The organism is Desulfobaculum sp. (assembly GCF_054921475.1).
The window spans coordinates 1-14,071 of sequence record NZ_JBUDSW010000076.1 but is presented as its reverse complement, the minus strand read 5'-3'; the positions used below and the strand labels follow the sequence as shown (position 1 = coordinate 14,071).

Annotated in this window: 12 protein-coding genes; 2 read left to right on the top strand and 10 right to left on the bottom strand. The window is 61.3% G+C overall.

Annotation, left to right across the window (positions count from 1 at the left end; all coding sequences use genetic code 11):
* The coding region (locus ACY69P_RS06920) for a saccharopine dehydrogenase NADP-binding domain-containing protein (protein ID WP_462326971.1) at nt 1-268 on the bottom strand (268 nt) is incomplete at its 3' end.
* A 32-nt stretch (nt 269-300) separates the two neighbouring features.
* On the bottom strand, nt 301-2,223 hold the full coding sequence (speA, locus tag ACY69P_RS06915; protein WP_462326970.1) for a biosynthetic arginine decarboxylase: 1,923 nt from the start codon (nt 2,221-2,223) through the stop codon (nt 301-303).
* Between the two features lie 392 nt (nt 2,224-2,615).
* On the opposite strand from speA, the gene ACY69P_RS06910 reads away from it, so the two are divergent.
* Together ACY69P_RS06910 and ACY69P_RS06905 are read left to right on the top strand one after the other, a co-directional pair.
* Nucleotides 2,616-4,265: a hydantoinase/oxoprolinase N-terminal domain-containing protein gene (locus ACY69P_RS06910; RefSeq protein ID WP_462326969.1), complete on the top strand. Its 1,650-nt coding sequence runs from the start codon at nt 2,616-2,618 to the stop codon at nt 4,263-4,265.
* A gap of 75 nt (nt 4,266-4,340) precedes the next feature.
* A complete protein-coding gene (locus tag ACY69P_RS06905; RefSeq protein WP_462326968.1) occupies nt 4,341-4,691 on the top strand; it encodes a hypothetical protein in 351 nt (116 codons plus the stop codon).
* A gap of 67 nt (nt 4,692-4,758) precedes the next feature.
* On the opposite strand, the gene ACY69P_RS06900 is transcribed toward ACY69P_RS06905, so the two are convergent.
* From ACY69P_RS06900 to ACY69P_RS06865, 8 genes are all read right to left on the bottom strand, one after another.
* Nucleotides 4,759-5,070 carry a putative quinol monooxygenase gene (locus ACY69P_RS06900; protein ID WP_462326967.1) on the bottom strand — a complete coding sequence of 104 codons (312 nt, stop codon included), beginning with the start codon at nt 5,068-5,070 and terminating at the stop codon, nt 4,759-4,761.
* A gap of 47 nt (nt 5,071-5,117) precedes the next feature.
* Nucleotides 5,118-5,720, bottom strand: a complete 603-nt coding sequence (locus ACY69P_RS06895) for a flavodoxin family protein (RefSeq protein ID WP_462326966.1) — start codon at nt 5,718-5,720, stop codon at nt 5,118-5,120.
* Nucleotides 5,721-6,255: 535 nt separating this feature from the next.
* On the bottom strand, nt 6,256-8,928 hold the full coding sequence (locus tag ACY69P_RS06890; RefSeq protein ID WP_462326965.1) for a PEP/pyruvate-binding domain-containing protein: 2,673 nt from the start codon (nt 8,926-8,928) through the stop codon (nt 6,256-6,258).
* 152 nt (nt 8,929-9,080) lie between these two features.
* On the bottom strand, nt 9,081-9,833 hold the full coding sequence (locus tag ACY69P_RS06885; RefSeq protein ID WP_459901272.1) for a hypothetical protein: 753 nt from the start codon (nt 9,831-9,833) through the stop codon (nt 9,081-9,083).
* 2 nt (nt 9,834-9,835) lie between these two features.
* Nucleotides 9,836-11,119: a sulfite exporter TauE/SafE family protein gene (locus tag ACY69P_RS06880; RefSeq protein ID WP_459901270.1), complete on the bottom strand. Its 1,284-nt coding sequence runs from the start codon at nt 11,117-11,119 to the stop codon at nt 9,836-9,838.
* A gap of 148 nt (nt 11,120-11,267) precedes the next feature.
* Entirely contained in the window at nt 11,268-11,678 is a 411-nt protein-coding gene (locus tag ACY69P_RS06875; protein ID WP_462326964.1) for a response regulator, read from the bottom strand.
* Nucleotides 11,679-11,687: 9 nt separating this feature from the next.
* On the bottom strand, nt 11,688-12,128 hold the full coding sequence (locus tag ACY69P_RS06870; RefSeq protein WP_404843272.1) for a response regulator: 441 nt from the start codon (nt 12,126-12,128) through the stop codon (nt 11,688-11,690).
* A 46-nt stretch (nt 12,129-12,174) separates the two neighbouring features.
* Nucleotides 12,175-13,959, bottom strand: coding sequence for a sensor histidine kinase (locus tag ACY69P_RS06865; protein ID WP_462326963.1), 1,785 nt, complete (start codon nt 13,957-13,959; stop codon nt 12,175-12,177).
* Nucleotides 13,960-14,071: the final 112 nt, after the last annotated feature.

The following is a 14,071-nucleotide window of genomic DNA, read 5'->3' as shown; positions in this document are numbered from 1 at the left end:
CCATGATATTCAGGTCCTGATACGGCAGGGCCACGTTCAACACGAGGTCCGGCTGAAAGTCGTTGATCAGCGCCACCATCTCGGGAACGTTGTCCGCATCCACCTGTGCGGTGCGGATGGGGCGGGGAAGCTGCGCAGCAATGGCGTCACACTTGGAGACGGTGCGGCTGGCAAGACATATTTCATGAAACACTTCGGGAAGCTGCGCGCATTTGTGAGCCACAACCTGACCCACACCGCCAGCGCCGACGATGAGTACTCTGGACATCCTTGTGTCCCTCCTTGTCAAAAGGGATTGTGCTATCGCAAGCCGTTCAGATAGGTCGATCCTCTCAGGCCCTGTTCAAAGGCCTTCATGATGGCGTACCTGTCCTGAGGGGTAATGCGCCCCTCCCGGATGCCACGCTCCGCCACGTTGCGGAAGCGCTCCAGGACCATCTTCGGATCATACTCGACGTAGGACAGCACGTCAGCCACGGAATCTCCATCGAGCTCCCGCACGAAGTCGAACGAACCGTCCTCATTGATATGGATGGAGGCGACGTTGGTGTCGCCGAAAAGGTTATGCAGGTCGCCCAGCGTCTCCTGATACGCGCCAACGAGGAACGCGCCCATGTAATAGGGCTCGTCCTTACGCAGGTCGTGCACATCCAGCGTGCGCCGAACGCCGCGCTCGTCGATAAAGCGGTCCAGCTTACCGTCGCAGTCGCAGGTGATATCCGCCAGCACCACCTTTTCCGTGGGCTGTTCGTCCATACGGTGCACGGGCATCACCGGGAACAGATGGTCAATGGCCCACGAGTCCGGCAAGGACTGGAAAATGCTCATATTCGCATAGTAGATGCTGGCGAGGGAATCCTGAATGCCCGCCAGTTCCTTGGTGGGGCGTTTCACCTCGTCCACGCGCGCGGCAATTTCCTTGATGATGGCCCAGAACAGGGATTCCGCCACGGAGCGCTCGCGCAGGGAGCACGTACCCATGCGGAACATCTGGCGGATTTCATCGCGGTAATAGATGGCGTCGTTGTAGCACTCCTGCAAGTTCTTGAGCGAGATGGATTGGTAGACCTCAAGCAGGTTTTCCGTCGGCTCGGGGCAGTCCTCGGGCAGGTCGATGGGGATGGCCCGGTCCTCAAGGCGGCTGGCGTCCAAAATCTCAAACAACAGCACGGAGTAATACGCCACCGTAGCGCGGCCGGACTCCGTAATGATGTGCGGATGCGCAATGTCGCGCTCATCCAAAATGCTCATCACGGTTTCCACCACGTCGGCGCAGTATTCGCCAAGGGTGTAGTTGCGGCTGGACAGGAAGTTGGTGTGCGAGCCGTCGTAGTCCACGGCAAGGCCGCCGCCAAGGTCCAGATAGCCCATGGCCGCGCCTTCATCCACCAGCCCGGCATAGACCCGGCAGGCCTCGCGCAGGGCATTTCGGATGTCGCGGATGTTCGGAATCTGCGAGCCAAGGTGGAAGTGCAGCAGGTGCATGCAGTCCAGCATGTCGTGCTTTCGCAGTTCGTCCACCACGTCCACCACCTCGGCCGTGGACAGGCCAAAGATGGACAGGTCGCCGCCGGACTCCGTCCAGTGACCACCGGCGCGGGCCGCCAGCTTGATGCGGATGCCCATGCGCGGACGGATGCCCAAAGCGCGCGAGCGCTCCAGAATAAGCGCCAACTCACTCGGCATTTCAAGGACGAGGATGCAGTTATAGCCCATCTTGTTGGCGTAAAGGGCAAGGTCCACGAATTCGCGGTCCTTGTAGCCATTGCAGACGATGCAGGCCTCGCGGTCGTGCAGATAGGACAGCGCGGCGATGAGTTCGGGCTTGCTGCCCACTTCAAGGCCGTGGTGATGCGGCTCGCCGTATTCGGTGATGCGCTCCACAACCTGTTCCTGCTGGTTCACCTTGATGGGGTACACGCCACGGAATTCGCCTTGGTATTCAAGGTCGCGCATGGCGTGGTTGAAGCAGTCGTGCAGGACGGAAATTTGGGAATCGAGAATATTTTCGATGCGCAGAAGCACGGGCAGGTCCATGCCCCGCTCCTTAAGGCCCTTGATGACCTCGGGGATGGAGACGGCCGGGCCGCGTTCTGCAAAAGGGGTGATGACGGCGTCGCCGGAGTCGGCCACACCAAAGTAGCCACTGCCCCAGTTATTGACGCCATAGAGGTCAGCAGAACGCGTTGCGTTCCACTGCTCAAGCACGGGTTTCTTTGCCATATCGCAGCACCCTCCTTACCCATCGGAACTTTTCGGGGAAAAGCCGCACGGGGTGGCTGTTTGCGCCAGTATTTCATAGCGCCAAAACCGCCGCCCCCGCCTGCCCGATATGATGGAGCGCGCCAATTAGTAGATTTTGCGCCACTCGTCAACAGCTCACCAAAACTTTGGGAAATTTTACAAACTTCCCTTACCCCAAACACTCTCTCCCTTCCACAAAAAAGAGCCTGACCTATACGCCACAAATCCCCGCATAGCGTGAAAATCCGCCCCCATCCGCCCGCTTGGCCGATTTTTCACGATGCACGGTTGCCAACCGCGCGCCTTGGCAGTATCACCACGTACTGCACATACGGCCGTCACAGACCACGAAAAACGGCAAAGGATTCATCATGACACAGACACACGGCTATGCAATAGGCATCGATACCGGCGGCACCTACACGGACGCCATTCTTCTGGACCGCGCGTCCGGCGACGTTGTCGCCTCCGCCAAGACACCGACCACACACAAAAATCTCAGTATCGGCCTGTCGTCCGCCCTGTCCCGCGTCATGCGCGAGAGCGCCACTCCGCCCCAGCTGGTGGATGTGGTCGCCGTGTCCACCACCCTCGCCACCAACGCCGTGGTGGAAGACAAAGGCGCGCGCGTCGGGCTGTTCGTCATCGGCATGACCAAGGCCTTCGACCTGCCCGTCGTCTCCGTGCAATACGCCGCCGGAGGCCACTCCATCGTCGGCAAGGAGGAAGCCCCCCTCGACGTGGAAGCCATCGTCGATGGCGTGGGCAACCTGCGCGGCCATGTGGACGCCTACGCCGTCAGCGCGGCAATGAGCTACGCCAACCCCACGCATGAGCAGGTGGCCGCCAAAGCCATCGAACTGGTGGACCCCAAGCCCGTCTTCTGCTCGCATGAGGTCAGCGGCAAGGCCGGCATGAAGGAGCGCGCCGCCACAACCGTGCTCAACGCCCGCCTTATGCCCGTCATGCAGGAATTCATCGACGGCGTCAGCGCCGCCCTTGCAGAGCACGGCCTTACCTGCCCGGTGAGCATTGTGCGCGGCAACGGCGCGCCCATGACGCTGGAGAGCGCCCTACGCCGCGCGGCCGAGACCTTTGCCAGCGGTCCCGCCGCCACTGCCCATTACGGCATGGCCTTCGCCCCCGGCGACAACGCCCTCATCGTGGACGTTGGCGGCACCACCACGGACGTCACCCTCATCCGCGCAGGCCAGCCCACCATCAAAAAGGGCGGCAGCCGCATCGGCCAGTGGGAAACGCACGTCGAAGCCGTAGAAATGTTCACCGTGGGCATCGGCGGAGACTCGCAGGTCCGCACCACTGTGGCGGGGTCCATCGCCGTTGGTCCAGCCCGAGTTTTGCCCATCTGCATGGCTACAAACGTCCCGGACCCAGAATCGTGGCTGGACTCTGGCGACGCCTCGCGCCTCATTACCATAGACCAAGCGCCGGAGCCGGACGTCATCGCCGCTGATCCCATTTTGACCATTCTCAGCGGCGCCGGCCCCATGTCCGCCGCATCCCTCATGCGCGCCACGGGCCTCAGCGAGATTTCGCTGTCCGCGCATCTTCAGCGCCTTGTCCGCGCGCAGCAGGTGGCGGAAATCGGTTTCACGCCAACGGACGCCCTGCACGTACTCGGCCGCCTGAGCATCGGCGACACCGCGCAGGCCAAGGCCGCGGCAGAGGTGCTGGCGCGCCGCCACGGCATGGACGCCAAGGCCTTTTGCGAAGCTGTCATAACCAAAGCCCAGCGCAAGATTGAAAACGCTCTGCTCGACCATGTGGTGCGCAAGGAAGTTGGCGGAAGCATGGCGGAATTCATCGCCCGCAAGGACACCATGTCCCTTGTACGCTTTAGCGCCGCCCTCAACGTGCCCATCGTCGGCATTGGCGCAGCCGCGCGGATGCTGCTGCCCGAAGTGGCACAGCGCCTTGGCGCGCCCATCCATTTCCCGGATCATTTTGAAGTCGGCAACGCCCTTGGCGCGGCCCTTATCGGCACCAAGGCCGACCAGTAACCCACGCGGCGGCCAGAGCCGCCCGTGCACACCGTCACAGGCCACAGCGCCGACAACACGCCAACGGAGGTATTCATGTTCGACCGCAAGCCCACAAGTTTCGAATCCTGCCTTGAGGCCGCGAGCGAAAACCCCGAGACCGAAGTCGTCCATGGCTGGATATTCAAGGACGGCACATGGCAGACCCACGGCTGGTGCGAGTTCGCGGACAGGGTCATCGACCTCACCGAGTCCAGCCACTCCATGCCCAAGTTCGACTACTACGTGAAGCTGAAGGTCTCGCCGGAGCGCACCCGCCGCTACACGCGCCTGAACTTCTTTGAGCGCATGGCCGCAGAAGGCCACGTCGGCCCCTTTGATAAGGAATTCTTCTTTGCCGACACCAGCGAAGAGGACCCGCTCACCGTCATCGCCGCAAAAGCCTAAAACGAAACGCCCCGGCAGGAACCTGCCGGGGCGTTTTTTCGTACTGACTGTCTTTCAGCCCTTGGCGCTAGCCCGTCACCCGGGCCAACATACGCATAATGCGCACGTCCGCTTTGCCGGTCATATACTGCGCGGCGTCGCGTTCAAAATCCTTCAGCGGCTTTGAAACTGCATGCTCATCCAGCGCCGCCTGCGAGGCAAATTGCTCATAGAACTGAAACAGCGCCGGGTCGGCAACGTCCTGATGCACGCTGTACAGGATGAGGCCATTTTGCCCCTCGCAATCCTGCACCAGTTGCTGCACCATGCTTTTCAGCGCCTCTTCCTTTCCCGGCAGCGCGCGGAACCGTGCGCTGACAACAACCATATCTGTATGCATTCCTTCTCCCAGCCGTAAGGTTCGTACGGCGCGTTACAAAGCACGTTCTAGGGAGCGGCAGGGAAGCTGTCCATATTCGGAGCCATCGCCTTGCCGAGCCAGCCTATGGTCTCGCCCAGATTCCGCATGTTTGCAAGCGCTTCGGCGTCGCCCTGCACTTCGCCCTTTTCCAGGCCGTAGCCAAGGTTCCAATACGTAGAGCCGGGCACAATCATGCGCGACATCTGGTACATATGGTTAATGGTATCAAACACATGGATGCCGCCGCCCCGGCGCACAGCCACCACAGCCGCGCCAATCTTGCCCGCAAACAGGCCGCCATTGGCCAGCGCCACGAATCCGGAGCGGTCCAGCAGCGCCTTGGTCTCCGCGCTCACATCAGAAAAATACGTCGGCGAGCCAATAATGATGGCGTCCGCCTTCACCATCTTGTCCATCACGTCGTTAAACGCGTCGTTGTCCACCACACAGTGGCCGTCCTGCTTTTCCCAGCACTTGCCACACGCCATACAGCCGCGGATTTTCTTCCCACCCAGCTGCACAAACTCCGTCTCCCAGCCAGCCTTTTCCAGCGGCTCAAGCGCAGTGCGAAGCAAATTTTCCGTATTCCCGCCCTTGCGAGGGCTTCCATTAATAGCAACAACGTACATACCAAGACTCCTTTATTCGCAGTAGCGCCGCATGTCGCGGCATGTCACAGGACCATTTCGCCGCCCACACAGGATCCCTGCGCAACAGGCCGCTTCACAGTCCGTTTAAACACCATTTCATATGCCAATGCGCATCGCAAAGACCTCTACGGCATATGTGCGACACTCTATTGCACACGGAGACTTTTGCGCAAGTACGGTCTTTTTTGTCATGTACTATCATGGAGGATACCGTTCGAGGGGATGCTGGAAAAAAGCCCAAATAGAGGAAAGAAGAGAAAAAGGGGGGACTTGCCTCCGGCGGGTTAAGGGCCGTGGGCCCTTAACGATCCCATTTATACGCCAGTTCATCGTTCCAGACGTACGGCCTCTCTCTGGCCCCGGCACTGGAGCCGCACCCACGCGGGCAACTGCCCAGACCTTTCAGCACAGCCCCACCACCCTTTTTTCGGTCTGGCTTCCAGACCGAAAAACCTCGGGATTCTTAAGGGCCCGCGGCCCTTAAGTCACCGAAGGTATCCTCTTGACCCCAGCATCACGACCCGGCCTCTCCCGACAGCTCCTCCCCTTCTTCGGGATTGCGGCATTCGCTGCCTTCGCCGATGAGGGCTTCGATATCGGCCATAATGCGTGTGCGGTGCTGCCACGTAGCGGCTTGGTCGGCCATGATCATGTCGAGTTGGCGGGTGTGCATGGTGAGATAGCCCATGACTTTGAGGCGCTCGCACATGGCGGGCCTTGGGAAGCCCTCGAAGCGGGCAAAGACACTGTCGCCACGAACGTTCACATAGAAGCCAATTTCTTCGAGAATGCCGCCAATGAAGACGGCGCGGCGGCGGCGACGCTCGAAGTCGGCGGCGCCTCCGGCGAAGCGGAAATTGACGTAGTTGCGCTCGGGATGGTCGCTGACGAGGGCTTCGACGGTGGAGAAATGGAAGCCGAAGCGCGATTGCAGATTGCAGTACTCCTTGGAGATGAGGAAGTAGTTGCGGTTGGCGAACTTGGATTGCAGCGCCGGATGCAGGGCAGGATTGGTTGTGGCTTCGGCCACGATGGACATGAAGCCCTTGGCGTTGATTTTCGGGGGGCCTTCCCACGGTATGGCGCTGATGCCCTCCCACAGCGCGAGCATGGGCACGGAGGCAATGTTGCCGATGCGCACAAAGGGACTTTTTTCCTCACGGAGGAGGCCGTCCTCAAGATCAACCACCCAAAACTGCGTAGGCGCGCCGCGGCTGACGAGCTGCATGCTGCCGCACTCGCGAAAGTCGCGGTTCAGATTGAGGTCGAACATCTCCTGCACGCCCTTTTCGTGACAATAGCGGGTGATGTCGTGCAGCGTTTCGATGTTGCGAATACGAAAGCCTGGTGCGTCGGGGTCCAAAAGGTTGAGGGGACAGATGTGGCGGCTTGCGCCTTCGAGAAGCTCGCGCACGGGACTACCTTCCATGAGATCCGGGCGCGGCTGCCCGCGGGACACAAGCTCTTCGACGCAGCCGGGGTAGACGACGCAGGCGTCGGCGTCCACGGTGACCACTTGCCCGGCGGGCAAACTCTCCAGGGCGCCGGTGATTCCGGTGATGGCCGGGACGCCAAACTCGCGCGCGACGTTGGCGAGATGCCCGGTCACACTGCCCTGCTCCGTCACGACGGCGGAACACCAGTTGAGCAGTGACGCCCACTTGGGCAGGGAGAGGCGCGTGACAAGCACGGAGCCGGGCGGAAACTGGAGGGCGTCGGCGTCGCGCTCCACGACGAACACCGGGCCGCAGCCCACACCGGGGCTGGCGGTTGCGCCGCCGTAGGCAATGGGGTCCCCATAGCGGCCGGATTCGTCCTTGGCGGGCGGCTCGCCGATATCGCGGCGGGCAAGGGGGCGGCACTGCAAAATGTACAGGTCGCCCTGCTTGTCCAGCGCCCACTCAATGTCCTGCGGGCCACCGTAATAGCGCTCCAACTGCACGGCCATGGCGGCAAGCTTGAGAGCCTGCTCGTTGGTGATGGAAGGCTGATCGGCCTTTTCGGGGTCCTGCTGCATGAGCACAACGCCTTCATCCTTGCGGGAGATGTACAGCTCCGGCTTCCGGGCCACCCAGCTTTCGCGCACGGTCATCTTGCTGATGTCGCGGCTTCGGTCACGGGCCACCACGAAGCGGTCCGGCGTGCCGCCGCCATCCACGACGAGCTTGGGCAGTCCCCAGACGGAATTGATGACCACGGCGTCGTCGCGCACGTTGACGGGACTGCGGGAATACATGACGCCACCGGCCACGGATTCCACCATGACCATACCGCCAACGCACATGGCAACATCATCGTCGGGGATGCCGCGCGTCAGACGATAGGTCAGCGCGGGCAAACCGTAGAGGCTGGCGACGACTTCCTTGTAGGCCTCGGGGAGGTACTCCCGGTCCACGTTGAGAATGGTGCGGAACTGCCCGGCAAAGGACGTCCCCGTGGCGTCCTCGCCCAGCGCGCTGGACCTGAGGGACACATGCACCCGCGCGCCGTAGTCCGCCTGCAGGCGGTCGTACTCACGCAGGAGGGCGTCGGCGAGGTCCGGCGGGACCGGAGTTTCCTGAATTTTTTGCTGAATGGACGCGGACAGCTCAAAGCGCTGGCTCATGTCGTCGACGTCTGTGGAGGTGAGCATACGGTTGATGTCGTCCAAAAGGCCATCCTGCGCCATAAAGCTGTCAAAGGCGCGGGTGGTGGCGACAAAGCCCGGCGGAACGGGCAGACCGATGCGCGACTTCATCTCGCCGATGTTGGCCATCTTGCTGCCCACGGCGTCGGCGAAGGACTTGTCTACCTCGTAGAGGGGGATGACAAGGGGCGTGTCCGGGCGCTCCTTGGAGGAGTCGAGCAGGGCATTGACGGCGCTTTGAATCTCCTCAAAGCGCTCGAAGAGGCGAGCGTACTTGCCCGGGGCGATGCCGTCGAGATGCTGAATAATGCCGTACACATTCACCAGCACCGCCGAGCAGGACGAGCGGATAAACGACGTGCCGAACACGCGCCCGCCGCGGAGCAGGTCCTCCATTTCGCTCATGAGCTCAAGGGCCTTGGAGTTGGCCGAAAGCAGCATGCGGAAATGGTGGTGCTGGGCACTACACGCGGCGCGTAGCTCCTCCAGCTGTTCCGGGGTTGGTCCCTCGTCGCGCTTGATGCCGACGAAACGGTCAATCACCTTGCGAAGCCAAGCCATCTGCACTCTTTCCGTTTGGGATTGTGGTCATTTTTCAAAGCCAAAGAAGGAGCGTACCGCTCCGATACACTCCCCCACTTTGGCTGTGGGGTGGACGGACAGGGTACCCTGCCCGGCCCACCCCGGTCAAAGGCCTCGTGGCCCGATTTCGTTTACACTTCCTTCTTGTTGCCGGCGCTCATGGCCAGACCACATCCCTCAAAGATGTAGAAGATGGCCATGCCCCACCACAAGGTGTAGACAACGTAGAAGATGAGCGAGAAGGACAGAATGCCGGCGCGGTCCGAGGCCTTCTCTGGCGCAATGCCGTAGAAGTTGTAGCCCACTTCCACACCCTTCTTGATGCAGGTGTCCACGAACTTGGACATCGCCACATTCTGCGCGCCGCCCTGAATCTTGAGTTCCTTGTCCAGCTGGGACAGGCCGTGCCACCACATGAACATCGCCATGCGCTCGTCCATGCCGTACTTGTCGCGCACGGTGGCTCCGTCGTTGTTGAACATCAGGCTTGCGTCCTCAAGGACCACGGTCATCAGGCGTCCCATGTCGCCGCGCACGGCCACGGAGTCGCCCTCCAGCTTCACTTCGGCCACGGTGCCCATCATGGCGGCCACGCGGGCGGCCACCTCATCGGCCTTCACGTGCACCCCTTCGTAGGCTTCGGAGCTGCCGCTGTGGAAGGTCAGGGTCACGTCATAGCGCTTGCCCTCAAAGTCCGCCGCCTGCGACTGCAACGAAGGGATATACTCCGTAGAGCCCTTGGCGATGGAGTTAAAGAGCTGGTCCGAGTATTTCAGCGCGTTCACGCCGTGTCCGAAGATGGGCGAGAACATCACGATGAGCACGGCAAAGAACCCAACGCTCATCACCAATCCGAGCAAAAGATGCTTTCTGTTGTCAGTCATGACTACGCCTCCTCCCTGAGCAGCTTCATGCTGCCGAGGAACTTCCCAATGACCCATACGGCAAAGATGCCGATGGCGATGAAGAACAATACGTTGCCAATATTCGTCAGCAGGTGCGAGGTCTCAGCCGACAGGGTGATAATCTTCATCTCGCTGAGCTTGCCCGGCAGCGCGAACAGGCGGTTCACGAAGCCAGCAATGATGGCCGTGGCGTAGAAGCCGCGGATGTAGATGCCCTTGACCACCTTGGTAGTCAGCGCGCCAATCTGAATGCCCAGCAGCGAGCCGATGAGCATGCCCATGGCCAGCGTGTAGAAGATAAAGCCGTAGATGGCGTACTGCGCGATGGACGCATACCCGGCGGTGAAGATAATCTGCAAAATGTCCGTGCCAACGGTGGTGAAGGAAGACACGCCAAGGATGTACACGAACATGGGGAAGGTCAGGAACCCGCCGCCAACGCCCATGATTGCCGCAGCAAAGCCAACCACGCCGCCGCACAGGGCCACGAACAAGGCCGGAATCTTCTTGCCGCCGGGGGTCAGGTCTTCGTCAAAGGTGATCAGCGGCGGAATGCGGCTGGCCTGCAGGCGCTCGGGCAGGCTCTTCTTGCCGGAGTCGGACGCCGCGCTGGTCGTATCGCCGCCGCCGTGGGCGTCCACGCCGCCACCGGCGTTGCGCAGGCGCAGAAAGTCAATCAGCGCGTAGATGCCAAGGAACCCAAGCAGCACCACGTAGATGACGCTGATGAAGGTATCCGACAGCAGGGGGTTCATCTCGTACAGGGCGCGGTTGATGACGCCGCCACCAGTCACGCCCACGCCGGAACCGACGAGAAACGCCACCGCAAGGCCGACGGACACGTTACCCAGCTTCTTGTGGATGGCCGTCCCCATGATGGCCTTGGCAAAGATGTGGAACAGGTCGGTACCAACGGCGAGGATGCCTTTCACGCCCGCGCTCATGAGCGCCGGAGTGATGATAAAGCCGCCGCCAGCGCCGATGCAGCCGGTGATAAGCCCGGCGCACAGACCAATAAGGATGGAGACGCCAAAGATAACAGGCGTGTAGTAGGCAGGCGAATACGCCTTGTGTCCGCCCAAAATCTCCGGCAGTTCCGGTGCGGCAATAGCCACGGAGCCAATAAGGATGGGCACGACCATTGCGGCCAGAATCCACATCTTCTTGCGGCTTTTCAAGATGTTGCGGGATGTCTCAAGGTCCCACTTCGCATAGGCCATTGAGCCTTCCAGTAGGGTTCTGTAGAGCCTTCGTCCAACGTTCATGAGTGGTTTCCTCCGTTTTCAGCACGTTCCATGTTCACTATCGCCTCCGCGCATCGCGGAATCGTCCTGTGTCGCACCCGTCGGTCCGGGCGGGGCCGCCATATCGCGGGCTGCCCTCTCGCGCCCCTGTGAGGGGATTGCCAAATTTCTATGACGCGCCGTTTGGCGGCGGGGCGCTGCCCCCGGCCACGGCCTCGCGTATTTTTTTCACCAGTTTTTCCAGCTCGCAGGGCTTGGTGAGGTAGTCGAACGCGCCCCGGGCCATGCCCTGCCGCGCCGCCTGCCGCGACCCGTGCCCCGTCAGCATGATGACCGGCATCTCCGGAGCCATACGCTTGAACACATCCAGCACTTCAATGCCGTCCATGTCCTCCATCTTCAGGTCCAGCACGGCAACGTCGAAGTCGTTCCCGCGCATGAGGCGCAGCGCCTCCGTGCCCGACAGCGCGCCCGTCACGTCCATGCCGCGCCGCTTCAGGCGCTTGGTCAGGACGTCCACGTAGCCCTTCTCGTCGTCCACGAGCAGAATCCGGAGTTCTCTGTCGGCATCACTGGTCATGGTGGTCTCCTAGACGCCCTTGCGCAGGACAATGTCCATGCTTTCGGCTTCCAGAATCTTGTCCTCGTGCTCGGCCTTCTTCGCTTTGGCGGCCTCCACCTTGGCGGCCAGGTCCTCAATGTCGCTGGGCTTGAGCAGGAAGTCATACGCGCCCAGCTTCATGCCTTCGATGGCGGACTCCACCGTGCCGTGCCCGGTGAGCATGACCACCTCCACAAGGGGGTACTGCCGCTTGATTTCCTTGAGCGTTTCAATGCCGTCCATGCCGGGCATCTTCACGTCCAGAATCACAACGTCCACCTTGTCGTGCTCTGTCAGCACGGTGAGGGCTTCGTCGCCGGAATAGGCGGCCAGCATTTCAAAGCCACGCTTCTTCAGCCGCTTGCTCACGGCGTCCACAAACGCCCGTTCATCATCGACGATCAGTATGGTTGTGGTGAGAGTGGACATAGTGCACCTCCATGTTCATGCTGTTGGCCGCGCCGCAGGCGGGCGCTTATGACGGTATCTCGCATCCCGGCTCGGGATGCTCGCCCATAGCGGGCAAAATCACGCGGAACACCGTGCCGACGTGCTGTTCGCTGTCGACGCTGATATCGCCGCCCATCTTCTTCACAATGCCGTAGATGATGGACAGCCCAAGGCCCGTCCCCTTGCCCACCGGCTTGGTGGTGAAGAACGGATCAAAAATGCGGGGCAGGTTCGCCTTAGGGATGCCCTCCCCGTCATCCTGCACTGTGACGACAATGGCGCCGTTCTCAAGGCAGGTGGACACGCCGATGTGCCCGCCCTTGGTGCCAAGGGCGTCGATGGCGTTGTTGATGAGATTGAGCAGCACCTGCTGCAGCTCCGACGGCGAGCCTTCCACTGCGGGCAGTCCGTCCTGCAGGTCCAGCCGGAGATCTATATTGCCGTAGCGCGTCCGCTGGTCGGACAGGCTGACCACCTCGCGGATAAGGTCGTTGAGGTTCACCTCATGCACGGTGGGGTCTATCTTGCGGGCAAAGGACAACAGCTTGTGGGTGATTTCCTTGCACCGCGCGCCCTGCGTGCGAATCTGCACCAGTGAGGAGCGGATTTCCTCGCGGTCTTCCTCTGTTGGGTCGTCGTCGCTCACAAGGTCGCCAATCCACCCGGCCTCCTCCACCATGATGGCCACGGGATTGTTGATTTCGTGGGCAATCCCCGCCGCCAGCTCACCGATGGACGCCAGCTTGCCCGCCTCTATGACCTGATCGTTCATGACTTCCTTTTCATGGTCCGCCTGCTCAATGCGCTTCACGATGCGCCGCGACAGCAGCACCGCCATCAGCACAATAGCCACGGTGCCCACCAGCACGATGAACACGACGATGTTGCGGGTCTGGTAGAGGTCGGAAAAAGCGTCGGCCACGTCCTGCCGGTAGACGAGAATCCAATCCCCGCCCTTGAGGCGCGTGGACACGTAGATGGCATCCACGCCGTCGGTATCCGTGTGGCGATAGACGGACACCTTGCCCGGCATGATGGCCGAGGCCCAATAGGAACGCACCGGGTGGTGCGGCGCCTGTGGCACCTCGCCAATGGCGAGGGCGTCGGTCTGGGCGTTCATGGCGTCCAGCAGCCACCCGGTGTCGAGGGAGGCATCGCGGGGCGGTCCGGTCTGGAACGTCCCGGCGTTGTTGATGATAAAGGCGTTGCCCGTGCGGCCTATGCGGATGTTCTCCACTAGGGAGTTAAAGGCCATAAAATCGATGGTGGCGCGCAGAATCCACTGCTTGCCGTTCCAGTTGCGGCGCACGGCAATAATAAAATGCGGCACCCCACGCAGGCCGAGGAACACATCGCTGATGTAGAACTCGCTTTCCATGGCGCTCTGGAACCAGTCCGCGCCGGAGTAGTCGGCATTGGCAAGGGGGTAGGGGCCTGCATAGGCCTGCTGGGTGCCGTCCTCGTTGATGAGGCCTATATCCACGAACGCACCGCTAAACTCTTCTTGCAGGTATCGCAGTTCCTCGGAGAGGCGGGCGTTGTCGCTGAGGTCCGCAAAGCCCCGCGTCCGCGCCACAAGGCGCAGCTCGCCGAGCTTTTCACTCAGAAAGAGGTCAATGGTCTGCTGGTGCTTCTGCACCATCTCCTTGAGATGGGCTTCCACCTTGGCCTTGAAGGAATAATGGAACTGATAGGAACTCACCGCGCTGATGAGCAAGAGCGGCGTCACGGAAACGAAGATGACGAGGGCCGCCATCGACTTGGTGAGGGTGCGGTAGTAGCGCCCGGTGTGCAGGTCGTCGATATTCATACCGCACCTGCCTTGCGGGATGTCCCCTGCGTGGCAAAGGAGGGAGGGAACACCATGGGCGCGGCAGCAGGCCGCACCGGCCCTTCGGAAACCATGGCGCACAGCCCGCGCC

Bases quoted from the DNA above. Each gene is read 5' to 3' on its own strand.
- ACY69P_RS06905 (WP_462326968.1), top strand. From the start codon at position 4,341: ATGTTCGACCGCAAGCCCACAAGTTTCGAATCCTGCCTTGAGGCCGCG.
- ACY69P_RS06865 (WP_462326963.1), bottom strand. From the start codon at position 13,959: ATGAATATCGACGACCTGCACACCGGGCGCTACTACCGCACCCTCACC.
- ACY69P_RS06910 (WP_462326969.1), top strand. From the start codon at position 2,616: ATGACACAGACACACGGCTATGCAATAGGCATCGATACCGGCGGCACC.
- ACY69P_RS06890 (WP_462326965.1), bottom strand. From the start codon at position 8,928: ATGGCTTGGCTTCGCAAGGTGATTGACCGTTTCGTCGGCATCAAGCGC.
- ACY69P_RS06870 (WP_404843272.1), bottom strand. From the start codon at position 12,128: ATGTCCACTCTCACCACAACCATACTGATCGTCGATGATGAACGGGCG.
- ACY69P_RS06895 (WP_462326966.1), bottom strand. From the start codon at position 5,720: ATGTACGTTGTTGCTATTAATGGAAGCCCTCGCAAGGGCGGGAATACG.
- ACY69P_RS06885 (WP_459901272.1), bottom strand. From the start codon at position 9,833: ATGACTGACAACAGAAAGCATCTTTTGCTCGGATTGGTGATGAGCGTT.
- ACY69P_RS06875 (WP_462326964.1), bottom strand. From the start codon at position 11,678: ATGACCAGTGATGCCGACAGAGAACTCCGGATTCTGCTCGTGGACGAC.
- ACY69P_RS06900 (WP_462326967.1), bottom strand. From the start codon at position 5,070: ATGCATACAGATATGGTTGTTGTCAGCGCACGGTTCCGCGCGCTGCCG.
- speA (WP_462326970.1), bottom strand. From the start codon at position 2,223: ATGGCAAAGAAACCCGTGCTTGAGCAGTGGAACGCAACGCGTTCTGCT.
- ACY69P_RS06880 (WP_459901270.1), bottom strand. From the start codon at position 11,119: ATGAACGTTGGACGAAGGCTCTACAGAACCCTACTGGAAGGCTCAATG.